21 protein-coding genes are annotated in these 25,733 nt (G+C 68.1%); 20 read left to right on the forward strand and 1 reads right to left on the reverse strand.

Features of this window, described 5'->3' with window-relative positions; translation table 11 throughout:
* Window positions 1–81: 81 nt before the first annotated feature.
* The 13 genes from EVU97_RS02470 (at window position 82) to EVU97_RS02530 (ending at window position 15,085) form a co-directional block, all read left to right on the forward strand.
* Window positions 82–1,797 (forward strand): ABC transporter substrate-binding protein, encoded by a 1,716-nt coding sequence (locus EVU97_RS02470; protein ID WP_225911158.1) that lies wholly within the window; start codon window positions 82–84, stop codon window positions 1,795–1,797.
* A 125-nt stretch (window positions 1,798–1,922) separates the two neighbouring features.
* A complete protein-coding gene (locus tag EVU97_RS02475; protein WP_047312682.1) occupies window positions 1,923–2,939 on the forward strand; it encodes an ABC transporter permease in 1,017 nt (338 codons plus the stop codon).
* Window positions 2,940–2,950: 11 nt separating this feature from the next.
* A complete protein-coding gene (locus EVU97_RS02480) occupies window positions 2,951–4,279 on the forward strand; it encodes an ABC transporter ATP-binding protein (RefSeq protein ID WP_231579607.1) in 1,329 nt (442 codons plus the stop codon).
* Complete coding sequence (locus EVU97_RS02485) at window positions 4,276–5,322, forward strand: ABC transporter ATP-binding protein (RefSeq protein WP_047312683.1); 1,047 nt, start codon at window positions 4,276–4,278, stop codon at window positions 5,320–5,322. Before EVU97_RS02480 ends, EVU97_RS02485 begins: the two co-directional genes overlap by 4 nt.
* Before the next feature lie 153 nt (window positions 5,323–5,475).
* Window positions 5,476–5,853, forward strand: coding sequence for a DUF948 domain-containing protein (locus EVU97_RS02490; protein ID WP_047312684.1), 378 nt, complete (start codon window positions 5,476–5,478; stop codon window positions 5,851–5,853).
* A 106-nt stretch (window positions 5,854–5,959) separates the two neighbouring features.
* Complete coding sequence (alaS, locus tag EVU97_RS02495; protein ID WP_129663275.1) at window positions 5,960–8,674, forward strand: alanine--tRNA ligase; 2,715 nt, start codon at window positions 5,960–5,962, stop codon at window positions 8,672–8,674.
* A 16-nt stretch (window positions 8,675–8,690) separates the two neighbouring features.
* On the forward strand, window positions 8,691–9,203 hold the full coding sequence (ruvX, locus tag EVU97_RS02500) for a Holliday junction resolvase RuvX (RefSeq protein WP_047312686.1): 513 nt from the start codon (window positions 8,691–8,693) through the stop codon (window positions 9,201–9,203).
* Window positions 9,196–10,464: an endolytic transglycosylase MltG gene (gene mltG, locus EVU97_RS02505; protein WP_129663277.1), complete on the forward strand. Its 1,269-nt coding sequence runs from the start codon at window positions 9,196–9,198 to the stop codon at window positions 10,462–10,464. Before ruvX ends, mltG begins: the two co-directional genes overlap by 8 nt.
* Window positions 10,464–11,303, forward strand: a complete 840-nt coding sequence (locus tag EVU97_RS02510; protein ID WP_205744856.1) for a shikimate dehydrogenase — start codon at window positions 10,464–10,466, stop codon at window positions 11,301–11,303. Before mltG ends, EVU97_RS02510 begins: the two co-directional genes overlap by 1 nt.
* Window positions 11,304–11,311: 8 nt before the next feature.
* Window positions 11,312–12,535, forward strand: coding sequence for a chorismate synthase (gene aroC, locus EVU97_RS02515; RefSeq protein WP_129663281.1), 1,224 nt, complete (start codon window positions 11,312–11,314; stop codon window positions 12,533–12,535).
* Complete coding sequence (locus EVU97_RS02520; RefSeq protein ID WP_129663283.1) at window positions 12,526–13,173, forward strand: shikimate kinase; 648 nt, start codon at window positions 12,526–12,528, stop codon at window positions 13,171–13,173. The genes aroC and EVU97_RS02520 overlap by 10 nt, the downstream gene beginning before the upstream one ends.
* Entirely contained in the window at window positions 13,170–14,234 is a 1,065-nt protein-coding gene (gene aroB / locus EVU97_RS02525; RefSeq protein WP_129663285.1) for a 3-dehydroquinate synthase, read from the forward strand. The genes EVU97_RS02520 and aroB overlap by 4 nt, the downstream gene beginning before the upstream one ends.
* Before the next feature lie 95 nt (window positions 14,235–14,329).
* Window positions 14,330–15,085 carry a class I SAM-dependent methyltransferase gene (locus tag EVU97_RS02530; protein WP_129663287.1) on the forward strand — a complete coding sequence of 252 codons (756 nt, stop codon included), beginning with the start codon at window positions 14,330–14,332 and terminating at the stop codon, window positions 15,083–15,085.
* Window positions 15,086–15,161: 76 nt separating this feature from the next.
* Here the strand turns inward: EVU97_RS02530 and EVU97_RS02535 are convergent, their stop codons facing one another.
* Window positions 15,162–16,757, reverse strand: a complete 1,596-nt coding sequence (locus EVU97_RS02535; RefSeq protein ID WP_129663289.1) for an FMN-binding glutamate synthase family protein — start codon at window positions 16,755–16,757, stop codon at window positions 15,162–15,164.
* 259 nt (window positions 16,758–17,016) lie between these two features.
* Between EVU97_RS02535 and efp the strand changes: the two genes are divergently transcribed.
* The 7 genes from efp to carB all read left to right on the forward strand — a co-directional run bounded on the left by efp (window position 17,017) and on the right by carB (window position 25,602).
* Complete coding sequence (gene efp / locus EVU97_RS02540) at window positions 17,017–17,577, forward strand: elongation factor P (RefSeq protein ID WP_047312690.1); 561 nt, start codon at window positions 17,017–17,019, stop codon at window positions 17,575–17,577.
* A gap of 3 nt (window positions 17,578–17,580) precedes the next feature.
* Complete coding sequence (gene nusB, locus EVU97_RS02545) at window positions 17,581–17,997, forward strand: transcription antitermination factor NusB (protein ID WP_047312691.1); 417 nt, start codon at window positions 17,581–17,583, stop codon at window positions 17,995–17,997.
* A gap of 241 nt (window positions 17,998–18,238) precedes the next feature.
* Window positions 18,239–18,874 carry a bifunctional pyr operon transcriptional regulator/uracil phosphoribosyltransferase PyrR gene (pyrR, locus tag EVU97_RS02550; protein WP_129663291.1) on the forward strand — a complete coding sequence of 212 codons (636 nt, stop codon included), beginning with the start codon at window positions 18,239–18,241 and terminating at the stop codon, window positions 18,872–18,874.
* Window positions 18,871–19,806 (forward strand): aspartate carbamoyltransferase catalytic subunit, encoded by a 936-nt coding sequence (locus EVU97_RS02555; RefSeq protein WP_129663292.1) that lies wholly within the window; start codon window positions 18,871–18,873, stop codon window positions 19,804–19,806. The genes pyrR and EVU97_RS02555 overlap by 4 nt, the downstream gene beginning before the upstream one ends.
* Window positions 19,806–21,110 (forward strand): dihydroorotase, encoded by a 1,305-nt coding sequence (locus EVU97_RS02560; RefSeq protein ID WP_129663294.1) that lies wholly within the window; start codon window positions 19,806–19,808, stop codon window positions 21,108–21,110. The genes EVU97_RS02555 and EVU97_RS02560 overlap by 1 nt, the downstream gene beginning before the upstream one ends.
* On the forward strand, window positions 21,107–22,297 hold the full coding sequence (gene carA, locus EVU97_RS02565) for a glutamine-hydrolyzing carbamoyl-phosphate synthase small subunit (RefSeq protein ID WP_129663297.1): 1,191 nt from the start codon (window positions 21,107–21,109) through the stop codon (window positions 22,295–22,297). The genes EVU97_RS02560 and carA overlap by 4 nt, the downstream gene beginning before the upstream one ends.
* Complete coding sequence (gene carB, locus EVU97_RS02570) at window positions 22,297–25,602, forward strand: carbamoyl-phosphate synthase large subunit (RefSeq protein WP_129663299.1); 3,306 nt, start codon at window positions 22,297–22,299, stop codon at window positions 25,600–25,602. Before carA ends, carB begins: the two co-directional genes overlap by 1 nt.
* The last annotated feature ends 131 nt before the right edge of the window (window positions 25,603–25,733 follow it).

A 25,733-nucleotide genomic window follows, 5' to 3' on the forward strand; every position in this document is an offset into this window, starting at 1 on the left:
GTGGCACCCCGTACTCCTGACCAGCAACGGTCAGGCCAGTTGGATCGCCTCGGCGGATCCTGCTTCATCAAGGAGATGACGATGAACAAGAAGTCGTATTCCATCCTCGCCGTGGCGGTGGCTGGTTCGATGGGCCTCGCTGCATGTGGCGGCGGCTCGAGTGACAACAAGTCCGGGGGTTCGGGCGCCGAGGGGTCGGGTGGCACGCTCTACTACCTGACAAAGCGCCCCGCGGAGCACCTCGACCCGCAGCGCATGTACATCGGTCGTGACCTGTCCAACCTGGGTCGCCTGACGTACCGCTCGCTCGTGCAGTTCCCGGTCACGGAGGACAAGGCCAAGGCCGACAAGCCCGTCGCCGACCTCGCCACCGACACGGGCAAGATGTCGGACGGCGGCAAGACGTGGAAGTTCACGATCAAGGACGGCGTCAAGTGGGAGGACGGCAAGGACATCACCTGCGCCGACTTCAAGTACGGCCTGAGCCGCACGTTCGCCACCGACGTCATCACGGGTGGCCCGAACTACGCGATCGGCTTCCTCGACATCCCGAAGAAGGGTGACGCCCCCGCGTACAACGGCCCCTACAAGAAGGAAGGCCAGGCGGAGTTCGACAAGGCCGTCACGTGTGAGGGCAAGACGATCACGTACAAGTTCAACAAGGCGTGGCCGGACTTCAACCTGGCCGTCGCGTCGCTGCGTGCGTTCGACCCGTACCGCAAGGACAAGGACAAGGGCGACAAGAGCAACTACGCCATCTTCTCCAACGGCCCGTACAAGCTGCAGGGCACCTGGAAGAAGGGCACGGGCGGTACGTTCGTGCGCAACGAGCACTACGACGCCAAGACGGACGGCGTCCGCAAGGCCCTCCCGGACAAGATCGAGTTCAAGGAAGGTCTGACGAACGAGATCATCAACCAGCGTCTGATCGCCGACGGTGGCAAGGACAAGTCCGCCATCACGGACCGCGCGATCCCGCCGTCGATGTACGGCCAGATCAAGGGTGACTCGCAGAAGCGCTCGGTCAACGTCGAGTCGCCGTACGTCGACTACCTCGTCCCGAACTTCAACAAGATGAAGAACCTGAAGGTCCGTCAGGCCCTCCTCGCGGCGACGAACCAGGACGCCTGGATCACCGCTGGCGGTGGCGACAAGGCCTACGCACCCTCGTACTCGATCATCAACCCCGCGCTGACCACCGCCTACGCCAAGAACCCGGCGTTCACGGACGTTCCGAAGGGCAACATCGAGAAGGCGAAGAAGCTCCTCGAGGGCGTTCCGGCGTCCGAGAAGAACATCAAGTTCACCTACTCCGGTGGTACGCCGACCGCCGACAAGCAGGCCGGCGCCATGAAGGACAACTGGGAGAAGGCCGGCTTCAAGGTCACGCTCAACGGTCTGACCGACACGTACTACGACGTCATCCAGAACCCGAAGGCCGACGGCGACGTGTTCTGGGGCGGCTGGGGTTCGGACTGGCCGTCGGCCAGCACCGTCATCCCGGCACTCTTCGACAGCCGCCTCAACCTGACCGAGAAGTCGAACGGCCAGGACTACGGCAACTACAAGTCGGACGAGGTCAACAAGATGATCGACGAGGCGGCCAAGAAGACGTCCGTCGACGAGGCCGGTGAGGTCTACAAGCAGATCGACAAGAAGCTCGGTGAGGACGTTGCCTACATCCCGCTCGAGATCCAGAAGTTCTACTACCTGCGTGGCTCGAAGGTGACGAACTACATCAACAACCCGGCGACCTCGATGTACCCCGACCTGGGTGCCATCGGCGTCTCCAAGTGATCGCCTGATCACCACCTGACCGGCGGGGCATCCACCGATGCCCCGCCGGTTCGCCGGTCGCAGACCGGCATTCGAACTCATCCTGTTCCCCGTTCGAGAGGACAGCCCGCGAGGGCCGGAAGCTCATGGTTGCCTACGTCATCCGCCGAATCTTCTCGGGTCTGATCATGCTCCTCATGGTCACGCTCGTGACGTTCGTGCTCTTCTTCGCCGCCGGCAAGGACCCGGCCCGTCAGACCTGCGGCAAGAACTGCACGCCGCAGCTCATCGAGCAGAACCGCAAGGCCCTCGGGTACGACAAGCCGGTTCTCGTTCAGTGGGGTGACTTCGTCAAGGGCACAGTCGCCGGGCGCGAGTTCCCCGACGACCCCGAACTGAAGGCGAAGGCGCCGGAGACGATCGCCGAGTGCGAGGCTCCTTGCCTCGGGTACTCCCCGTTGGCAAGTCAGAGCGTGACGGACGCGGTGAAGGAAGCGTTCCCCATCTCGTTCTCCATCGCCATCGTCGCGTTCACTTTGGTGATAGTCCTGGGGGTCGGACTCGGCATCGTCGCGGCTTTGACGAACGGGACGTTCGTCGACAAATCCGTCGTCGGTACCGCTCTGTTCTTCTACTCCTTCCCGACCTTCGCGATGGGGCTTCTGCTCTACCAGTTCGTCGCACTCAAGTGGGGCCTGGTCGAAGTGCCCGAGTACGTAACGATCGAAGAAGGCGGGCTCTTGGGCTGGTTCAAGGGTTTGCTGCTCCCGGCGCTCACCCTGGCGCTGTTCACGGCCGCCGGATATGTCCGTATGACGCGTGCCTATGTACTCGAGACCATGAGCGAGGACTACTTGCGTACGGCCAAGGCCAAGGGTCTGGCCAAGGGCAAGATCCTGTGGAAGCACACGATGCGTGCTGCCGTCACCCCGATCATGACGATGGCCGGTATCGACTTCGCCGTCCTGGTCGGCGGTGCACCGATCACGGAATCGGTCTTCAACTACGACGGTCTGGGCAAGCTGGTCGTCAACTCGACGCTCGTTCCGGACCTGCCCATGAACGTCGGTATTGTCGTCGTCCTGTCGGCGCTCGTCATCGTGATGAACATCGTCGTCGACGTGCTCTACGCGGTCGTGGACCCGCGCGTGAAGCTGGGATGAGGGAGAACCGCATGTTTGACAAGCTCAAGAAGAACTCCGGCGGTTCGACGCCCAACTCGAACGCCCGTCACCTCGGCAGTGACTCACGGAGCGTCACCGACAAGGTCGGGGACGCGGCCGAGGCCGCAGTGTCGAAGGCCGGGGACGCTGTCGCCACCGCCGCTGCCAAGGTGGGCGCCGGTGACGCCAAGCACGCACAGGAGCGCTTCACCGCTTCGGCTGAGAAGCCCGGTAAGAAGGTCGTCGACAAGTCCGGCCGTCCGCTGCTGTCGGTGCGCGACCTCAAGGTCCACTGGCCGACCGACGACGGTGTCGTCAAGTCGGTCGACGGTGTGAGCTTCGACCTCTACGAGGGCCAGACCCTTGGCATCGTCGGTGAGTCCGGTTCGGGCAAGTCGGTCACGAGTACGACAATCCTCGGTCTGAACCGCGGAACCAACGCGCAGATCAGTGGCCAGATCGACTTCGACGGTGACGACCTGCTCACCATCAAGGAAGACCGCCTTCGCGAACTGCGCGGCCAGAAGATGTCGATGATCTTCCAGGACCCGCTCTCGGCGCTGCACCCGTACTACACGGTCGGCGCGCAGATCATCGAGGCCTACAAGGTTCACCACCCGAAGGCCTCGAAGAAGGAAGCTCGCGAGCACACCATCGAGATGCTCGCCCGTGTCGGCATCCCGTCCCCGCAGAAGCGCGTCGACCAGTACCCGCACGAGTTCTCCGGCGGTATGCGTCAGCGCGCGATGACGGCCATGGCGCTCGTCAACGACCCCAAGCTGCTCATCGCGGACGAGCCCACCACGGCGCTCGACGTGACGGTCCAGGCGCAGATTCTGGACCTCATGCTGGACCTCCAGCAGGAGTTCAAGTCGGCGATCATCATCATCACGCACGACCTCGGCGTCGTTGCCGACGTCGCCGACGACCTGCTCGTCATGTACGCGGGCCGCCCGGTCGAGCGCGGAGATGTCTACGACACCTTCGCTAAGCCGCAGCACCCCTACACCGTTGGGCTGCTCAACTCGATGCCGCGCCTCGACGAGGCCCGCCGCGAGAAGCTCGACCCGATCCCCGGAAACCCGCCGTCGCTCATCAGCCTGCCCAAGGGATGCTCGTTCGCTCCCCGCTGCGCGTTCAGGCACCTGGTGCCGGGCAGCCGGTGCGACACCGAGATGCCGGATCTCTACACGTTCGGTGATCAGCAGGCCCGCTGCTTCCTCACCGAGGAGCAGAAGGCCGAGCACATGAAGCCGGCGCAGGCCCGCACCATGGACACCCCCGCCGCCGCTGGACCCGTCGAGGCCCACGGCTCCACCAAGCTGGGAGACGACGCATGACCACCCCCGCACAGGAGAACACCGTCGAGGGCGCCAAGCAGGTCGCCGTCGGTGAAGAGGTGCTGCGTGTCCGCGGCCTTCAGAAGCACTTCCCGCAGAAGAAAGCGGGCCTCATCCGTCGCCCCGACAACCCCGTCAAGGCTGTCGACGGCATCGACCTCGTCCTCCGCCGCGGCGAGACGGTCGGGCTGGTGGGGGAGTCGGGTTGTGGCAAGTCGACCGCCGGGCGCACGATGCTCAAGCTCCTCGAACCCACGGGCGGCACCATCGAGTTCGCCGGTGAGGACATCACCAACTTCAAGGGCGGCGACCTGCGTCGCATCCGTCGTGAGTTGCAGATGGTCTTCCAGGACCCGCACGGCTCACTCAACCCGCGTCACACGGTCGGCAAGATCATCGCGGCGCCGTTCGACATCCAGGGCGTCAAGCCCGAGGGGGGTGTGAAGAACGCGGTTCAGGAACTCATGGAGCGCGTCGGCCTCAACCCCGAGCACTACAACCGTTACCCGCACGAGTTCTCGGGTGGTCAGCGTCAGCGCATCGGTGTGGCCCGAGCCATCGCGCTCAAGCCGCAGGTCATCGTCTGTGACGAGCCGGTGTCGGCGCTAGACGTGTCGATCCAGGCTCAGGTCGTCAACCTGCTGGAGGAGATCCAGGAGAGCGACAAGATGGCGTACGTCTTCGTCGCACACGACCTGTCCGTCGTGCGTCACATCTCCGACCGCGTCATCGTCATGTACCTGGGCAAGGTGATGGAGGACGCGGATCGCGACACGCTCTACGAGCGGCCGCAGCACCCGTACACGCACGCGTTGCTCTCGGCTGTGCCGATTCCGGACCCGACGCTCAAGGGCAAGCGTGAGCGCATCCTGCTCAAGGGCGACCTGCCCAGCCCGCAGAACCCGCCGTCGGGTTGCGTGTTCCGCACGCGTTGCCCCAAGGCTCAGGACCTGTGCGCCCAGGTCGAGCCCGAGGCCACCGAGGTGGCGCCGGGCCACCGCGTCGCCTGCCACTTCCCGGAGGTTCGCACCGACGTCGTGTGACGTGGGGTCGATCGGTCAGTGCCGCGCGGCCACATCGGTGGCCGACTCAGCTCACTAGGTTTGCGCACTGTGCGCGTCCAGCCCTCCCGCTCCCGCGCGGGAGGGCTGTGACGTGTGCGGTCATAATGGGCGCGGAAGAAGGGGTGTGACGAGATGAGCGTTTCCGTGGGTGAGATCGCCGGTTTCATTGCGGCGGTGGCGTTCGCCGTACTCGTGTGGCGCCTCGGCGGCGTCATCAACAAGGCCGGCGCCGTTCTCGACGAGGCCAGCGCCGCTGTGCGGAAGGTGAGCGACGAGACCCTGCCGCTCATCACCGAGATGACGAACACCGTTTCCGCGACGAACGGCCAGATCGAACGACTCGACGCCATCACCGCCAACCTTGCGACCATGTCCAACAACCTCAACGCGCTGACCTCGCTCACCGTGGCAACCGTCGGTCGGCCGATGCTCAAGGTCGCTTCGGTGGGCTACGGCATCAAGCAGGCGATGAGCGGGAAGACCTCAGGGAGCGTGACGAGGCAGCGTTGACCCGCTGCGCCTCGCGACCCGCGCCGGTGGGGGCACTCGAACTCCCGTCGCGCATGGGATGATGGCGGACGCACACCCGTACGACACCTACCAGTGAGGGCGATTGATGGAAACCGCCGAGATCCGGCGCCGTTGGCTGCAGTTCTTCGAGAGCAAGGGCCACACGGTCGTGCCGAGCGCCCCGCTCATCCACGACGATCCGAACCTGTTGTTCGTCAACGCGGGCATGGTGCCCTTCAAGCCGTACTTCCTCGGCCAGCAGACGCCCACGTTCACGCGTGCCACGAGCGTCCAGAAGTGTGTTCGCACCGGTGACATCGAAGAGGTCGGCAAGACGAGCCGTCACGGCACGTTCTTCCAGATGAACGGCAACTTCAGTTTCGGCGACTACTTCAAGGAAGACGCCGTCAAGTTCGCCTGGGAACTGCTGACGACCGACCAGGGCGCCGGCGGCTACGGACTTGATGCCGACCGCCTGTGGCCGACGGTGTACGAGACCGACGACGAGGCCTTCGAGATCTGGAAGAACGTCGTGGGCGTCGACGAGAAGCGCATCACGCGTCGTGACGCCAACGACAACTACTGGAGCATGGGCGTGCCCGGGCCCGGTGGCCCCTGCTCGGAGATCTTCTTCGACCGCGGCGCCGAGTACGGCACCGAGGGCGGCCCGGCGGTCGACGAGGACCGCTACATGGAGATCTGGAACCTCGTCTTCATGCAGTACGAACTGTCGCAAGTGCGCAGCAAGGCTGACTTCGACGTCGCCGGGGAACTGCCGAAGCGCAACATCGACACGGGCATGGGTCTGGAGCGCATGGCGTCGCTGCTGCAGGGCGTCGACAACCTCTACGAGATTGACGAGGTCTACCCCGTCCTCGACATGGCGGCCGAGATGACCGGCAAGCGCTACGGCGCGCACTCGGGCCAGTCGTCGGCCAGCAGCCACCCCGACGACGTGCACCTGCGGGTGGTCGCCGACCACGTGCGCAGTTCGCTCATGCTCATCGGTGACGGCGTCACGCCCGGCAACGAAGGGCGCGGCTACGTGCTGCGCCGCATGCTGCGCCGCGCCGTGCGCGCGATGCGCCTGCTCGGCTACGCCGACCCGGCCCTGCCGCACCTGTTCCCGATCTCGATGGAGCGCATGTCGCAGTCGTACCCGGAACTGAAGACGGACTTCGCGCGCATCTCACAGATCGCCTACGCCGAGGAAGAGGCGTTCCGCCGCACGCTCGTACAGGGCACGACGATCCTCGACACCGCGGTGAACAAGGCCAAGCAGGCGACGTCGAGCGAAGGCTCCGGTGCTGCGCCGGTGCTGTCGGGGGAGAAGGCCTTCAGCCTCCACGACACGTACGGCTTCCCGATCGACCTCACGCTCGAGATGGCGGCCGAACAGGGCGTCAGCGTCGACGAGCAGGGCTTCCGTCGCCTCATGACCGAGCAGCGCGAGCGTGCCAAGGCCGATGCCAAGGCGAAGAAGACCGGTCACGGTGACGTCGCCGTGTGGACGCAGCTGCGCGAGCAGGGCGCCACGGAGTTCCTCGCCTACCACGGCCTCGAGGCCGAGGCGACCGTGCGCGGTCTCGTCTCCGGCGGTACGGCTGTCGAGGAGCTCGAGCCGGGCCAGAACGGTCAGATCGTGCTCGACCGCACGTCGTTCTACGCCGAGTCCGGTGGTCAGATCGCCGACGAGGGCATCATCGTCACACCCGGTGGCCGACTCAAGGTCATCGACGTGCAGCGCCCGGTCAAGGGCCTCATCGCGCACACCGTCGAGGTGCTCGACGGCCCCGTGCGCGTCGGCGAGGGTGTGCAGACGAAGGTCGACCCCGAGTGGCGAATCTCCGCGTGCCAGGCGCACTCGGGCACGCACGTCGTGCACGCTGCCCTGCGCGAGGTGCTCGGCCCGTCCGCGCTCCAGAGCGGCTCGTACAACAAGCCCGGCTACCTGCGTCTGGACTTCGCGTGGAACTCGGCGCTCTCGCCCGAGACCCGCAGCGAGATCGAAGAGGTGGCGAACCTCGCGGTGCGCCGCGACCTGCCGGTTTCCGCGCAGTACATGACGCTGCCCGAGGCCAAGAAGCGGGGCGCGCTGGCCCTCTTCGGCGAGACCTACGACGAGCAGGTGCGCGTCGTCGAGATCGGCGGCCCCTGGTCGCGTGAACTCTGCGGTGGTACGCACGTCGCGCACAGCTCGCAGGTGGGTGCACTGTCCCTCACGGGCGAGTCGTCGGTCGGTTCCGGAGTGCGGCGCCTCGAGGCCTTCGTCGGCATCGACGCCCTGCGTTACCTCGCCAAGGAGCGCGCCCTCGTCGCCGACCTCACGTCGATGACGAAGGCGCAGCCAGGTGAGCTCAAGGAGAAGATCTCCGAGATGCTCACCCGCATCAAGGACGCCGAGCGCGAGATCAGCCGCCTCAAGCAGCAGCAGATGGCCGCCGCGGCCGGTTCGCTCGTCGAGAACGCGAAGGACGTCTTCGGCGTCCGTTTCGTCTCGCATCACGACGAGTCGCTCGACGGTGACTCGGCTCGCACCCTCGCCATGGACCTGCGCTCGAAGCTCGGTGACTCGTCGCCGGCCGTCGTCGCCGTCGGTGGTGTGAGCAAGGGCCGTCCGGTCGTCGTCGTGGCGACGAACGCCCCTGCACGCGAGTGGCGCGTCAAGGCCGGTGACCTCGTCAAGGTCGCGGCCGGTGTCCTCGGCGGCGGTGGCGGCGGCAAGCCGGACCTCGCCCAGGGCGGTGGTCAGGATGCCTCCAAGCTCGGCGAGGCGCTCGCCGAGGTCGAGCACACCGTCGGCCGCACGGTCACGAACTGATACGGGCGGGGTGGCCATGAGAACCGGAGTGCGACTGGGCGTCGACGTCGGCACGGTACGTGTCGGCCTGGCGGCCAGTGACCCCTCCGGCATCATGGCCACCCCGATCCGCACGCTCGCTCGAGCGGAGTCGACGAACAAGGACGTCGTCGCCGTCGCGGAAGCGGCCGACGAGGCTCAGGCGCTCGAGGTCGTCGTCGGGCTGCCCCTCAACATGAAGGGCGAGGACACTGCGTCCACGGCGGCGGCCCGGGCGTGGGCCAACACGCTGAAGGGCCTTCGGCCGCAGCTTCGCGTGGTTCTCGTCGACGAACGTCTAACATCGGTGACCGCACACCGTGCCCTGCACGAGAGCGGGGTGGCGGGACGTAAGCACCGCACGCACGTCGACCAACAGGCGGCGGTGCTCATCCTGCAAGCTGCGCTCGACACCGAGCGCGGAACCGGCCGGCCCCCCGGGGCCGAGGTCGGTGGGCGCAAACCCCGCGCCCGGCGCACGACGAAAGAAGGTGGCTCGCACCATGGGTAGTTCGCCCCGAGATCGACTCTTCGGCCGCGCCGAGGACGAGGTCGACCCGAGCCAGGCCGTGCGTCGTGAGGGTGAGCGTGGAGCGCAGACTCGCGCCGCGTTGCCCAAGGCCCGCAAGAATCCGGCCATGACGCGTCGTGAGCGACGCGACCGCGACGAGGCACTGCGCGAAGCGGAGCGTCGTCGTGAGGCGGGGGAGACGTCGGTCGACTACAACCCGAACCGTCGCCGCGGCATGGTGCCGCTCGTTCTCGCCCTTGTCCTCGTCCTGGTCGGCGGAACGTTCGCCTGGCGGACTCTCGGCCTCGGCCTGCCCTCGTTCCAGAGCCAGGGTGGCGACTACGACGGCGCCGGTGAGGACGAGACCGTCGAGGTGAAGATCAACAAGGGCGACGCCGGCAGCACGATCGGTTCCTCCCTGGTCGAGGCCGGCGTCACGAAGTCGACGTCCGCGTTCGTCGAGGCCATGGCTGCCAACCCGAAGGTCAACCTCACCCCGGGTACCTACAAGCTGCGCAAGAAGCAGAGCGCCGAGTCCGCCTTGACGGCCCTGCAGGACCCGAAGAACCGCGTCGGCGGCGGCATCGTCATTCAGGAAGGTCTGTGGCAGAGCGAGATCTTCGCCAAGCTCTCCAAGGGCAGCGGTCGTCCGGTGAGTGAGTACGAGAAGGTCACCGCCAACCAGCTCGGCCTGCCCAAGTCGATGAACGGCAAGCTCGAGGGCTGGCTGTTCCCCTCGACCTACGACTTCGACAAGTCGATGACGGCCAAGGAGCAACTGCAGGCCATGGTGAAGAACACCAAGGACCAGCTCAACTCGCTCGACGTTCGCGCCGACCAGCTCCAGGAAGTGCTGACCAAGGCCAGCATCGTGCAGGCCGAGTCGCCGGCCGGCGCTGACGACGGCAAGGTCGCCCGCGTCATCGAGAACCGCCTCGACGAGGACATGCCCCTGCAGATGGACTCGAGCGTGCACTACATCATTCACAAGCGCGGCACGGTGACGACGAGTAACGAAGACCGTCAGAGCGACAGCCCGTACAACACGTACAAGCACAAGGGTCTGCCGCCGACGCCGTACAACAGCCCCGGTGCCGCGGCGATCAAGGCGGCAGCCAACCCGACGCCCGGCCCGTGGAAGTACTTCGTCACGGTCAACCAGGAGACGGGCGAGACGCTCTTCTCGGAGACCTACGACCAGCAGCTCGAGAACGAGAAGAAGTTCCGCGAGTGGTGCCAGAAGAACCCTGGTAAGTGCTGATGCCTCGGGCGCTCGTCATCGGTTCGCCGATCGGTCACTCGCGCTCGCCTGTCATCCACGAGGCGGGCTACCAGGCGGCCGGTCTCACCGACTGGTCGTACGACCGCGCCGAGGTGACGGCTGACGAGGTGCCCGAGTTCCTCGCCGGACTCGACGCCGATGTCCACGGCCTCTCGGTGACGATGCCGTGCAAGGAGGCCGCCCTGGCGGCCGCCGCGACGGCCACGCCGCTCGCCAGGGGCGTCGGCGCGGCGAACACGCTCGTGCGTACGGACGACGGCTGGCATGCCGACAACACGGACGTCGCCGGAGTCGTCGGTGCCCTGCGCGGTGCGGGGTGCGAGGGCACCCAGCACGCGGTCGTTCTCGGCTCGGGCGCCACGTCTCGCGCCGTCATCGCGGCTCTGGCCGAGCTCGGTGTCAGCGACGTGACGTTCGTCGTGCGGACCACGGCACGTCCCGAAACCCTGGCCCTCGCCGACAAGCTCGGGATCGACGCACAGGTCGTCCGCCAGGACGCGGACGAGGTGCCGGCCCTCGTCGGTCGCTGTCTGCTCGTCGTCTCCACGCTTCCGCAGGGCGGGGCCGACGTCGTCGCCGACCGCCTCGTCGACGCGCCTTCGCTGCGCATCGGGCCGGCGGCCGGGCCCTACGTGCTCGATGTCGTGTACGCCGACTGGACGACGCGCCTCGCGCAGGTCATGCAGGAGCGCGGTGCCACGGTCGTCAACGGACTCGACATGCTCGTCCATCAGGCCGCCGTACAGTTCGAACTCTTCACGGCAACGCCCGCCCCCATTGCGGACATGATGCAGGCGGCCTCCGACGCCGTGAAATGATGACCGGCATGCTTCGTTGGTTGACCGCAGGTGAGTCGCACGGCCCGTCCCTCATGGGCATCATCGAGGGCCTTCCGGCCGGTGTCGAGGTCACGAGCCAGAACATCGCCGACGCCCTTGCCCGCCGCCGCCTCGGCTACGGGCGCGGCGCGCGCATGAAGTTCGAGCAGGACGTCGTGACGTTCATCGGCGGCCTGCGCCACGGGGTGTCGCTGGGTTCTCCGCTCGCCCTGCAGATCGGCAACAGCGAATGGCCCAAGTGGGAGACCGTCATGGCTCCCGACCCCGTCGAGGCCGAGGCCTACGCGGCGTCCAACGATGTCAACGCCGAGAAGGAGATCGCCCGCAACCGGCCGCTCACGCGTCCGCGCCCCGGGCACGCGGACCTCGTCGGCATGCAGAAGTACGGCTTCGACGACGCCCGCCCAGTGCTCGAGCGCGCCTCGGCGCGTGAGACGGCGGCCCGCGTCGCCCTCGGCGAGATCGCAGCGCGTTTCCTCGAGCAGGCCTACGGCATTCGCCTCGTGAGCCACACCGTTGCGGTCGGCACGGCGGCCGTCAGCGATGACGCTGCGTTGCCCGGCCCCGATGACGTGGCCCGCCTCGACGCCGACCCGGTGCGCACCCTCGACGAGGACGGTTCCGCGGCGATGGTCGCGGAGATCGACTCGGCGAAGAAGTCGGGCGACACCCTCGGCGGCGTCGTCGAGGTCTGCGCGTACAACCTCCCGCCCGGCCTCGGTTCGCACGTTCACTGGGACCGCCGCCTCGACTCGCGTCTCGCGGGTGCCCTCATGGGCATCCAGGCCATCAAGGGAGTCGAGGTCGGTGACGGCTTCACCACCGCGCGCCGTCGTGGTTCCGAGGCCCACGACGAGATGGAGCGCACCGACGGCGTCATCCGCCGTCGCACGAACCGTGCCGGTGGCACCGAGGGTGGCATGTCCACCGGTGACGTGCTGCGGGTTCGTGCCGCGATGAAGCCCATCTCGACGGTGCCGCGCGCCCTGGCCACGGTCGATCTCGCCACCGGTGAGGCCGCAACGGCCATCCACCAGCGCTCCGACGTGTGCGCGGTGCCCGCTGCCGGCGTTGTGGCCGAGGCCATGGTCGCCCTCGTCCTGGCCGAGGCCTGCGTCGAGAAGTTCGGTGGCGACAGCGTCGCCGAGACGCGCCGCAACTACGAGAGCTACCTGGCGAACATCCCTGAGCTCCTCACGACGTGGGAGTGACGGACGTGACGCCGCCGCGCCGTCGACCGCGGGCTGTGCTCGTCGGGCCGATGGCGTCCGGCAAGACGTCCGTCGGTCGCAGTCTCGCCGCCCGGTGGGGCGTGGAACTGCGCGACAGCGATCACGTCATCGTCGAGCGCGCGGGACGACCCATCTCGGATATCTTCGCGTCCGACGGTGAGCAGGCCTTCCGTGACCTCGAGCGTGAGGTGATCCTCGGCGAACTCGAGTCGTTCGACGGAGTTCTGGCCCTCGGCGGCGGGGCGGTGCTCGACCCCTTGACACGAGAGGCGCTGGCCGATCACGTCGTCGTCTCCCTGACGGTGGACGAGCGAAACGCCGGATTCCGCATCCGCGGGGACACGTCGCGTCCCGTGTTGGCGGGCGGTGGTCTGGAGACCTGGCGCCGCATCTACGCCGAGCGCCGCCACCTGTATGCCGAAGTCGGTACCGTCGAGGTCGACACCTCACGTGGCACGACCGGCGCGTCCGCCACCCGCATCATCGAAGCCCTCATCGAGGCAGGGTACGAACGGGCCACATCGACCGGCGGAAAGCGGCCGCTGCCGTCGTCGGTGCCCGTTCGCGCCGCGCCGAGCGACGCCTCCGACCGCACCACGTCAGGGAGCCCCACATGAGCGTCATCTCCGTTGCCGGTCGTTACGACGTGACGATCGGACGCGGCGTCCTCGAGCGCGCCGCGGCTGCGGTGCCGGACACCGCCGCCCGCGTGCTCGTCATCGAACAGGCCGCCGTGGCCGCGGTGGCCGAGCGCGTCGCCGCTGATCTCACCGCGCGCGGGATCGAGGTGCTGCGTGAGGCCGTGCCCGACGGCGAGGCCGCAAAGACCGTCGAGGTCAGCGCGCACCTGTGGGGCGTCATGGCTCGGGCCGGATTCACGCGGACCGACGTGGTCGTCGGTGTCGGCGGGGGAGCGGTGACCGACCTCGCGGGCTGGGTGGCTGCGTCCTGGCTAAGGGGTGTCGGCGTCGTTCAGGTGCCGACGACGGTGCTCGCCATGGTCGACGCCGCGGTCGGCGGCAAGACCGGCATCAACATCGCGGAGGGCAAGAATCTCGTGGGCGCCTTCCACGAGCCGCTCGCCGTCGTCGCTGACCTCGAGACCGTCGAGACACTGCCGGCGCGCGACGTCGCCGCCGGCCTCGCGGAGGTCGTCAAGTGCGGGTTCATCCGCGACGAGCGCATCCTCGAGATCGTCGAGGCGTCTCCCGAAGCGGCACTCGACGTGCGTGGCGCGGCGCTGACCGAGCTCGTCGAGCGAGCAGTGCAGGTCAAGGCCGATGTCGTCGCATCCGACCTCAAGGAGTCGAGCCTGCGCGAGATCCTCAACTACGGCCACACGTTCGCCCACGCCATCGAGCAGCGCGAGAACTACACCTGGCGCCACGGCGACGCCGTCGCGGTGGGGTGCCTGTTCGCGGCCGAACTGGCTCGCGCTGCGGGCGTTCTCGATGACGCTTCGGTGGCGCGCCAGCGCGCCATTGTCACAGCACTGGGACTGCCGACCACGTACAGCGGGGGCGACTTCGACGAGATGCTCACCGTGATGGGGCGCGACAAGAAGACCCGAGGAAACCTGCTGCGCTTCGTCGTGCTGCACGCCATCGGCGACACGCATCGCCTCGAAGGGCCCAGCCGCGACGAGCTGCGCGCGGCCTACGACGCCGTCACCGCCTGAGCCCGCCGCGAGCCGACGCCGTGACGAGCGCTTGCACCTGGTCGAACGTCAGTGAGGGCTACCGCAGATCCTTTGCGACGCTCTGCGCCGGGCCCGTGCCCACACTGCTCGACCACGTCGCCCCGGCCATGGAGCGGCGTTCGGCGGTTCTGCTCGATGTCGGCTCCGGCACGGGAACGGTGGCTCGAGCCGCCGTTGGGCGCAGTTGGCTGGTTATCGCTCTCGATCCCGAAGCGGACATGGCGTCGATGACAGGCGACGCCATGGACGCTCCGGCCGAGGCGGCCCGGGTGGTGCGCGCGGCGTTGCCGAACCTGCCGTTAACCTCCGCCGGTGTCGACGCCGTCGTGGCGAACTTCGTCGTCAACCACGTCGCCGATCCACGCGCGGCGTTGGCAGAGGCTGCCCGGGTGTTACGGCCCGGCGGACGGCTGGCGGTGACGATCTGGACGCGCGCCGGCGCCGGATGGGCCGACCTCGTCGGCGCTGCCTTCGAGGCCGCCGACGCGACATCGCCGCCGTCTGCCCAGCTGCCCGAGCATCTCGACTTCGAGCGGAGCCCGGAAGGTCTGGCGGACATCACGCGCGCGGCCGGTCTGTCCGTCGTGGTGAAGGACCGGACGACGTGGCGGTGGCGCGTGAGCCCCGACGATCTGTGGGCCAGGATCTCGTCGGGCGTGGCGGCCGCCGGCGCACGCTACCTCGCTCAGAGGCCGGACGTGCGGCGTGCGGTGCAGGAGCACTTCGTCCGTCTCGCGGCGACTGAGGCACACGACGGGCTGCTGAACTTCGCCAGTGAGGCCGCACTCGTCGTCGCGACGAAGCCGTCCGCACCCCTGACGAGCACCTGACGGCCGACACGACGAAGGCCGGAGGCCCACCGAGCGGTGAGGGCCCCGGCCCTTGTCGGCGTTCGTGGGAGAGCCGTCAGCGCGTGGGCTGCTCCGTGGCAGCAGTCTCCCGGTTGTCCTCGTTCTCACCGCCGAGGTGCACGAAGTCGCCCTCGACCATGATGCGCTCGATCTCGGCTGCGAGGTCGAGCCCGAGGCGTCCGTAACCCTCCGGGTAGCCGAAGATCTCGTCGAGCGCTACGCCGCGGCGCACACCGTCCATGAGTTCGAGGTCCTCCGGGCCGATGAGGGCCGGATGTGCCACACCGATCGCGTCGCTGATCTTGAGCAGGTCCTTGCGCAGGGCCAGGACGTAGTTCGCCATGCGGTGCTTCTTCTGCTGCGGGTCGAGGCCGTGAGCGAGCCACTTGTTCTGCGTGGCCACACCGGTGGGGCATGTGTCCTCGTGGCACTTCTGCGTCTGCAGACACCCGATGGCGAGCATCGCTTCACGGGCCACGTTGATCATGTCGGCGCCCATGGCGAAGGCCTGCGTCGCCGTCAACGGGAGGCCGAGCTTGCCGGAGGCGATGAACACGATGTCATCGCTCAGCCCGGCCTCGTAGAAGGTCTTGTAGACGCGCGAGAACCCGACGGCCCAGGGGAGAGCGACGGAGTCGGAGAAGACGATGGGCGCGGCACCCGTGCCGCCTTCACCGCCGTCGATCGTGATGAAGTCGACCCCCCGGCGGGGACCGTCGGTGCTCGACATGAGGTCCGCGAGACGGTGCCAGAACGCCATCTCGCCGACAGCGGACTTGATGCCGACCGGCAGACCCGTCCTCGTCGCGATGCGCTCGACGAAGTCGAGCATCGAGTCCTCGTCGTGGAACGCGGTGTGACGGCTGGGGGAGACAACCGTCTTGCCCTCGACGACACCACGGATCTCCGCGATCTCCTTCGTCACCTTCGTTCCGGGCAGGACGCCACCGAGGCCGGGCTTGGCGCCTTGGGAGAGCTTGATCTCGATCGCCTTGACCGGCGCCGACTCGACGACGGCCACGAGACGCTCGAGGTCGAACTCGCCGTTCTCGTCACGGCACCCGAAGTAGCCGGTGCCGATCTGGAGAATGAGCTCGCCGCCCTGACGGTGATAGGTGGACAGGCCGCCCTCGCCCGTGTTGTGCATCGCGCCCGCAAGGTGCACGCCGGCGTTGATGGCCATGATGGCGTTGCCCGACAGCGAGCCGAAACTCATCGCCGAGACGTTGACGACGGAGCGGGGGCGGAACGCCTTGGCGCGCCCGCGGGCGCCGCCCAGGACCTTCGCGCAAGGGATGGCGTGATCCTCCGTCTCGGCCGCCATCGACCGCGGGAAGGTGCGGTGCTTGATGATCGGGTAACCCTGCAGCGTCTCCATGTCGTTGTCGGTGCCGAAGCCGACGTAGTTGTTGACGCCCTTTGCGGAGCGGTAGATCCAGGCGCGCTGATCGCGGCTGAACGGACGCTCCTCGTCGTTGCTCGCGACGATGTACTGGCGCAACTCCGGGCCGATCAACTCCAGGCCGTAGCGGGCGTGACCCAGGACGGGGAAGTTGCGCAGGAGCGAATGGTCCTTCTGCGTGAGGTCACGCGCGGCCACACCGGCCGTTGCGACGAAAGGGAGGGACGCGGCGATTCGAGACCACTTCATGGCCCCCATCTGAGCACACCGACGCGTGAAACGCATCACCCCGGCCGTGCCTGATCCGGGGTTGCGCGCGTACGCGATTCGGGCCGGTGCGCCGCGCCCCCTAGACTGACGGGGATGCCCGTGCGTCTCGTGCGGGTGACAACGACAGAATCAGCAACGACAAGCGCTGTTCGCCGCCTCCTGGTCGGCATCACAGCGACGACGTGACGTGGCAGACCGGGCCAGGCCCGTGCCGCGCGAGCAACGAAGGCGGAAATCCGTGGCGAGCACGAACGACCTCAAGAACGGCATGGTTCTCAAGATCGACAACGGGCTGTGGTCCGTCGTCGAGTTCCAGCACGTGAAGCCGGGCAAGGGCCCCGCCTTCGTCCGCACGAAGCTCAAGAACGTCCTCTCGGGCAAGATCGTCGACAAGACCTTCAACGCAGGCGTCAAGGTCGAGACCGCCAACGTCGACCGCTCCGACATGCAGTACCTGTACCAGGACGGCGGCGACTACGTCTTCATGGACACGAAGACGTACGACCAGATCAACATCCCCGCGGAGACCGTCGGTGACGCGGCGAACTTCCTCCTCGAGAACCAGGAAGCGATCGTCGCGACGAACGAGGGCACCGTCCTCTACGTCGAGCTGCCGGCCTCCGTCGTCCTCGAGATCACGCACACCGAGCCGGGCCTGCAGGGCGACCGCTCCACCGGTGGCACGAAGCCTGCAACGCTGGAGACCGGCGCCGAGATCCAGGTCCCGCTGTTCCTCGAGCAGGGCACCAAGGTCAAGGTCGACACGCGTGACGGTTCCTACCTGGGCCGCGTCAACTGATTCATGGGCGCTCGCACCAAGGCGCGCAAGCGCGCCCTCGACCTGCTCTTCGAAGCCGAACAGCGCGGCGTCAACGCCCGTGACCTGCTCGACGAGCGCGTCCTCGCCCCCGTGACCCCGGCGCCGCTGCCGGAGTACACCGCCGTGCTCGTGCGTGGTGTCGTCGACAACTGGCGATCCATCAACGAGGCGCTCGAGACCTACGCCAAGGGCTGGTCGCTCGAGCGCATGCCGGCTGTCGACCGCGCCCTGCTGCGCGTCTCGGCGTACGAGGTGCTCTACGTCGAGGACGTTCCGGACGGCGTCGCCGTCTCCGAGGCGAAGAACCTCGCCACCGAGCTGTCGACCGACAACTCGCCGCAGTTCATCGGCGGCCTGTTGACGAAGCTCTCCGAGGTCAAGTCCTCGCTCGTCGACTGACACTCGCCGACCGCAGTTCCGCCGAAGCGCCCGCACCCCATGGAGGGGTTGCGGGCGCTTCGACGTCCGATCAGCTCGCGACCTGCTGGAGGAGGCGAGCGCCGCTGCGTTCGAGCCTGCGGGCTGGGGTGTCGCTCGGGTCGGTCACGGGCGTCATCCTGCCAGAGGAAGGGCATGTAAACTCGGGCGCGGAATCATCCTTTAACGATCCGTCCCGCGAGGCGGCGAAGGAGGCCTGCGCATGACGCGCGACGACATGGGCGTACCCGGGAACGGGCACCCCGCCGACACCGAATCGGGCCGCGAGGCGGCCGGTTCACCGCCCGATGTGGGGAGGGTGGTGCTGTCGGCTCCCGAGATCGCGCGAGCTCTGCGCCGCATCTCCCACGAGATCCTCGAACGCAACAAGGGCGCCGACGATCTCGTCCTCCTCGGCATCCCGACGCGCGGAGCGCACCTCGCCCGCCGCCTCGGTGACGCCCTCAAGGCCGTCGAAGGCGTCGACATCCCCGTCGGCAGGCTCGACGTCACGATGTACCGCGACGATCTGCGCAAGAACCCGGCTCGCGTAGCCCACCACAGCGACATCCCCGCCAGTGGCATCGACGAGCGCACCGTCGTCCTCGTCGACGACGTGCTCTTCTCCGGACGCACGGTCCGCGCCGCTCTCGACGCCCTCGGCGATCTCGGCCGTCCGAAGGCCGTGCGCCTCGCCGTCCTCGTCGACCGCGGGCACCGCGAACTTCCGATCCGTGCCGACCACGTGGGCAAGAACCTGCCGACCGCCACGAGCGAGCACGTGCGGGTTTCCATCACCGAGATCGACGGCGCCGACGAGGTTCGCATCTCGGGTTCCGCCGCAAGGAGCGACGCATGAAGCACCTTCTCTCGGCAGCCGACCTGAGCCGTGACATGGCCGGGCAGATCCTCGAGACCGCAGGTGCGATGCACGACGTGCAGAACCGCGAGGTCAAGAAGCTGCCCGCCCTGCGCGGACGCACCGTCGTCAATCTCTTCTTCGAGGACTCGACCCGCACCCGCAGTTCCTTCGAGATCGCGGGCAAGTGGCTCTCGGCCGACGTCATCAACGTCAGCGCCAAAGGCTCGAGCGTGAGCAAGGGCGAGTCGCTGCGCGACACCGTGCTCACGGTCGCCGCCATGGGCGTCGACGGTCTCGTCATCCGCCACATGCGCTCCGGCGCTCCGCTGCAGGTGAGCCAGTGGGTCGACTGCATGGTGGTCAACGCCGGTGACGGTACCCACGAGCACCCCACACAAGCCTTGCTCGACGCCTACACGATGCAGGCGCAGCTCGGCACGCTCGAGGGCAAGCACGTCGTCATCGTCGGCGATCTGACGCACAGCCGCGTCGTGCGTTCGAACCTCATCCTGCTCAAGACGCTCGGCGCGCACGTCACGCTCGTCGCGCCGCCGACTCTCATGCCCAGCGGTATCGCCGCGTGGGCTGGGGCCGACGGATTCGAGACGAGCTACGACCTCGACGCCGTGCTCCCGCACGCCGACGCCGTCATGATGCTGCGCGTGCAGCGTGAGCGGATGTCGGGCGGTTACTTCCCGACGCCCCGCGAGTACACGGTCGGGTACGGACTCACGCGCGACCGCCTCGGCCTCCTGCCGGCGCACGCCGTCATCTGCCATCCGGGGCCCATGAACCGCGGCCTCGAGATCAGCCCCGACGCCGCCGACGAAGCGCGTTCCAAGGTGCTCGACCAGGTCAGCGCCGGTGTCGCCGTGCGCATGAGCGTTCTCTACCACCTGCTCGCCTCGAACGAAGGAGCCGGCGCCTGATGGCCAGCACGACCGACTACCTCATCACCGGCGCCGACGTCGTCGGCAGCGGGGCCGCCGACATCCTCGTGCGCGACGGGCGTATCGCCGAAATCGGTACGGGGCTCGATGTTCCGTCCGGCATCGAGCGCGTCGACGCCGACGGCCTCGTCGCTCTTCCCGGCCTCGTCGACCTGCACACGCACCTGCGGGAGCCGGGCCGTGAGGACGCCGAGACGATCCGCACCGGATCGGCCGCCGCCGCAGCCGGTGGCTTCACGGCCGTCTTCGCGATGGCCAACACGAACCCCGTCACCGACACCGCGGAGGCCGCCGAGCGGATCGCCGAACTGGGGGAGCGCGTCGGTCTCGTCGACGTCCACCCCGTCGGTGCCGTGACGAAGAGCCTCGCCGGTGAGGAGCTCGCCGAGCTCGGTCTCATGGCGCGCAGCCGCGCCCAGGTGCGCGTGTTCTCCGACGACGGCAAGTGCGTCCACGACGCCCGCCTCATGCGCCGCGCCCTCGAGTACGTCAAGGCGTTCGACGGCGTCGTCAGCCAGCACGCCCAGGATCCGTTGCTCGCCGACGGCTCCGCGTGCTGCCACGAGGGCGAGGTCTCCGGGCGCCTCGGGTTGCCCGGCTGGCCGGGTGTCGCCGAGGAAGTCATCGTCGCGCGCGACGTGATGCTGGCCCGTCACACGGGCAGCCGCGTGCACATCGCGCACGCCTCCACCGCGGGCACCGTCGAGGTGCTGCGCTGGGCCAAGTCGCTCGGCATCGACGTCACCGCGGAGGTCACGCCGCACCACCTCATGCTCGAGACCGACCTGCTCGCCGGGTACGACCCGGTGTTCAAGGTCAACCCGCCGCTGCGTCCCGCGGAGGACATCGAGGCCGTGCGCGAGGCGCTCGCCGACGGCACGATCGACGCCGTCGCCACCGACCACGCCCCGCACGCCCGCCACGACAAGGAGCACGCCTTCGCCGACGCCGCGTTCGGCATGCTCGGGCTCGAGCAGGCGCTCTCGGTGCTCCACACGACGATGGTCGAACCGGGCCGCATGACGTGGGCGCAGGTTGCCGAGGCCACCTCAGCGCGGCCGGCGCGCATCGCCCGCCTGACGTCGCAGGGCGGCGGCCTCGTGGCCGGTGCCCCCGCGAACATCACCCTCTTCGATCCCGCGGTGACGAACGTCGTCGACCGCGAGGAATCGAAGTCGCTTTCCCGCAACAACCCCTGGCACGGACGCACGCTCAAGGGCGCCGTCGCCGCGACGTTCCTGCGCGGACGCCGCACCTTCGCCAACGGAGAGGTTCACCAGTGAACACGAACGATCAGACCGGCGTTCTCGCCCGGCGTTCCGACGCCGTGCTCGTCCTCGAGGACGGGCGCGTCTTCCGCGGTCGCAGCTACGGCGCCGAGGGTACGACGTTCGGTGAGGCCGTCTTCTCCACCGGGATGTCCGGCTACCAGGAGACGCTGACCGACCCGAGCTATCACAAGCAGGTCGTCGTCATGACGGCGCCGCACGTCGGCAACACCGGCATGAACGACGAGGACGAGGAGTCGCGCCGCATCTGGGTGGCCGGTTACGTCGTGCGCGACCCCGCCATCCGCCCGTCGAACTGGCGCAGCGTGCGCACGCTCGAGGACGACCTCGTCGAGCAGGGCATCGTCGGGATCTGCGAGATCGACACGCGCGCCCTCACGCGTCACCTGCGCGAGCGCGGCGCCATGCGTGTTGGCGTCTTCTCCGGCGCGGACGCGGACAAGCTGGACTCCGAACTCCTCGCGGCCGTGAAGAACGCGCCGACGATGGAGGGCAGCGAGCTCGCCTCCGAGGTCGCGACGAAGGAGACCTACGTCGTCCCGGCCCAGGGCGAGAAGAAGTTCACCGTGGCCGCGGTCGACCTCGGCATCAAGTCGAACACCCCGCGCATGATGAGCGAGCGCGGCATCGAGGTGCACGTCATGCCGGCCACGGCGACGCTCGAGGAGGTGCAGGCGATCAACCCCGACGGTGTCTTCTTCTCGAACGGCCCGGGCGACCCGGCCACCGCGCCTCAGGTCGGCCTCCTGCGTGACGTACTCGGCGCCGGCATTCCGTACTTCGGCATCTGCTTCGGCAACCAGCTGCTCGGACGCGCCCTCGGCTTCGGCACGTACAAGCTGAAGTACGGCCACCGCGGCATCAACGTGCCCGTGCTCGACAAGGAGAGCGGCACCGTCGAGATCACCGCCCAGAACCACGGCTTCGCCGTCGACGCACCCATCGAGGGGCACACCAACGCCCCTGCGGACGCCGAGCACGGCACGAACTTCGGGCGCGTCGAGGTCTCGCACGTGTGCCTCAACGACGACGTCGTCGAGGGGCTTCGCTGCCTCGACATCCCCGCCTTCTCGGTGCAATACCACCCGGAGGCCGCAGCCGGGCCGCACGACGCGGCCTACCTGTTCGACCGCTTCGTCGCCATGATGAGCGACCACATCGACGCGAAGGTGAGCGCCTGATGCCCAAGAACACCGACATCAAGAGCGTCCTCGTCATCGGCTCCGGCCCGATCGTCATCGGCCAGGCCGCGGAGTTCGACTACTCGGGTACGCAGGCCTGCCGCGTGCTGCGAGAGGAGGGCCTTCGCGTCATCCTTGTCAACTCCAACCCGGCGACGATCATGACCGACCCGGAGACCGCAGACGTCACCTACGTCGAGCCGATCACGCCCGAGATCGTCGCCTCCATCATCGAGAAGGAGCGCCCGGACGCCGTCCTCGCCACCCTCGGTGGTCAGACGGCGCTCAACACGGCCATCGCCCTGCACAAGGACGGCGTGCTCGAGAAGTACGGCTGCCCGCTCATCGGCGCCAAAGTCGAAGCCATCGAGCTCGGCGAGGACCGCGAGAAGTTCAAGGGCGTCGTCGAGCGCTGTGGCGCCGAGTCGGCCCGTTCCTACATCTGCCACTCCATGGACGACGTGCTCGCCGGCGCCGAGGAGCTCGGCTACCCGGTCGTCGTGCGTCCCTCGTTCACCATGGGCGGCCTCGGCTCCGGCTTCGCTTACGACGAGACCGACCTGCGCCGCATGGCCGGCGCGGGCCTGCAGGCCAGCCCGACCACCGAGGTGCTCCTCGAGGAGTCGATCCTCGGGTGGAAGGAGTACGAGCTCGAGGTGATGAGGGACAACGTCGACAATGTCGTTGTTGTCTGTTCCATCGAGAACTTCGACCCCATGGGTGTTCACACCGGTGACTCCATCACCGTGGCCCCGTCGCTGACGCTCACCGACCGCGAGTATCAGCGCATGCGTGACGTCGGCATCGCCGTCATCCGCGAGGTCGGCGTCGACACCGGCGGCTGCAACATCCAGTTCGCCATCAACCCGGCCGACGGCCGCATGATCGTCATCGAGATGAACCCGCGCGTCTCGCGTTCGTCGGCGCTCGCGTCGAAGGCCACCGGCTTCCCGATCGCCAAGATCGCGGCGAAGATGGCCATCGGCTACACCCTCGACGAGGTGCCGAACGACATCACGGCCGAGACGCCGGCGAGCTTCGAGCCGACGCTCGACTACATCGTCGTCAAGGTGCCGCGCTTCGCGTTCGAGAAGTTCCCGGCCGCCGACCCGACCCTGACGACGACCATGAAGTCCGTCGGCGAGGCCATGGCGCTGGGCCGCAACTTCACCGAGGCGCTGCAGAAGGCGCTGCGTTCCATCGAGCGCAAGGAGGCGCAGTTCCACTGGCGCGCCGACGACCTGCCGACGCCCGAGATGGCGCGCGAGCTGCTCGAGCAGGCCAAGCGCCCGACCGACGGCCGCATCCTGCTCGTCCAGCAGGCGCTGCGTGGCGGCCTCAGCGTCGAAGAGGTGCACGAGGCCACGAAGATCGACCCGTGGTTCCTCGACCAGCTGCAGCTCATCAACGAGGTGGCCGAGGAGATCTCGCGCGCACCCCAGCTGACGCCGGAACTGCTGCGCCTGGCGAAGAAGCACGGCTTCTCCGACGCCCAGCTCGCACAGCTGACGGGCATGAAGGAGGACGTCGTGCGCGGCGTCCGCCACGCGCTCGGTGTGCGCCCGGTCTACAAGACGGTCGACACCTGTGCAGCCGAGTTCGCTGCGCAGACGCCGTACTACTACTCCTCCTACGACGAGGAGAGCGAGGTGCTGCCGCGCGAGAAGCCCGCCGTCATCATCCTCGGCTCGGGCCCCAACCGCATCGGTCAGGGCATCGAGTTCGACTACTCGTGCGTGCACGCCTCGTTCGCGCTGCGTGACGCCGGCTTCGACACCGTCATGGTCAACTGCAACCCCGAGACGGTCTCCACCGACTACGACACGAGCTCGCGCCTCTACTTCGAGCCGCTGACGCTCGAGGACGTGCTCGAGGTCGTCCACGCCGAGCGTGAGGCCGGTCCGCTCGCGGGCGTCATCGTCCAGCTCGGCGGCCAGACGCCGCTCGGCCTGGCGCGCGCCCTCAAGGCCGAGGGCGTGCCGATCGTCGGCACGTCTCCCGAGGCCATCGACCTGGCCGAGGACCGCGGAGCGTTCGGCCGCGTGCTCGCCGAGGCGAACCTGCCCGCGCCGCGCCACGGCATCGCCTACTCGGCCGACGAGGCCGTCGAGGTGGCCCGTGAGATCGGCTTCCCGGTGCTCGTGCGCCCGAGCTACGTGCTCGGTGGCCGCGGCATGGAGATCGTCTACGACGACGACACGCTGCGTGGGTACGTCACGCGTGCGACGACGGCGTCGCCCGAGCACCCCGTGCTCGTCGACCGCTTCCTCGACGAAGCCATCGAGATCGACGTCGACTGCCTCTACGACGGCAAGGAGATGTACCTCGGCGGCATCATGGAGCACGTCGAGGAGGCCGGCATCCACTCCGGTGACTCGGCCTGCGTCCTGCCGCCGGCAACGCTCGGCACCGAGGAGCTCGACCGCGTTCGCGCCTCGACGCTCGCTCTCGCCGAGGGCATCGGTGTGCGCGGCCTCATGAACGTGCAGTTCGCGCTCGCTCAGGACGTGCTCTACGTTCTCGAGGCCAACCCGCGCGCCAGCCGTACGGTGCCGTTCGTCGCCAAGGCAACGTCCGTGCCGCTCGCCAAGGCCGCCGCCCGCGTCATGCTCGGCTCCTCGATTGCCGACCTGCGCGCCGAAGGCATGCTGCCGCCCACCGGGGACGGTTCGCACCTGCCCCTCGACGCTCCGGTCTCGGTCAAGGAAGCCGTGCTGCCGTTCCAGCGCTTCCGCACCGCCGAGGGAGAGGTCGTCGACTCACTCCTCGGCCCGGAGATGCGCTCCACCGGTGAGGTCATGGGCATCGACGCCGACTTCGCCACCTCGTTCGCCAAGGCGATGCTCGGTTCGGGCCAGGGGCTGCCGCGCTCGGGCAACATCTTCGTTTCGTGCGCCAACCGCGACAAGCGCGCCATGTTGTTCCCCGTCAAGCGCCTCGTCGACCTCGGCTTCACGGTGCTCGCGACGAGCGGAACGTCGGACGTGCTGCGCCGCAACGGCATCGCCTCGACCACGGTGCGCAAGCACTCGCAGGGCCAGGGCGAGGACGGCGAGAAGACAATCGTTCAGCGCATCCTCGACGGCGAGGTCGGCATGATCGTCAACACGCCGTCCGGCCAGGATGCGCGCGCCGACGGTTACGCGATCCGCGCGGCGGGAACGTCGATGAACGCGCCCGTCATCACGACGGTTCAGGAGCTCGCCGCAGCCGTGCAGGCCATCGAGGCCGGCATGCAGGGCGAGTTCTCGGTGAAGTCGCTGCAGGAGCACGCGGCCGACCTCAACCTGTTCGCGGCGCGCTGAGGCCCGCCCTGAACGCACGCACGACACCGGACGCGCAGGCGTCGCCGTCGAACGCCGACGGCGTCGTCTCCGTCACGGGTGAGCTCATCGCGACGCGACGCGTCGGTGCCTTCGTCGCGCACACCTTCGTC

The sequence above is a fragment of the Dermacoccus sp. 147Ba genome (genome assembly GCF_004151355.1).
Classification (GTDB): domain Bacteria; phylum Actinomycetota; class Actinomycetes; order Actinomycetales; family Dermatophilaceae; genus Dermacoccus; species Dermacoccus abyssi.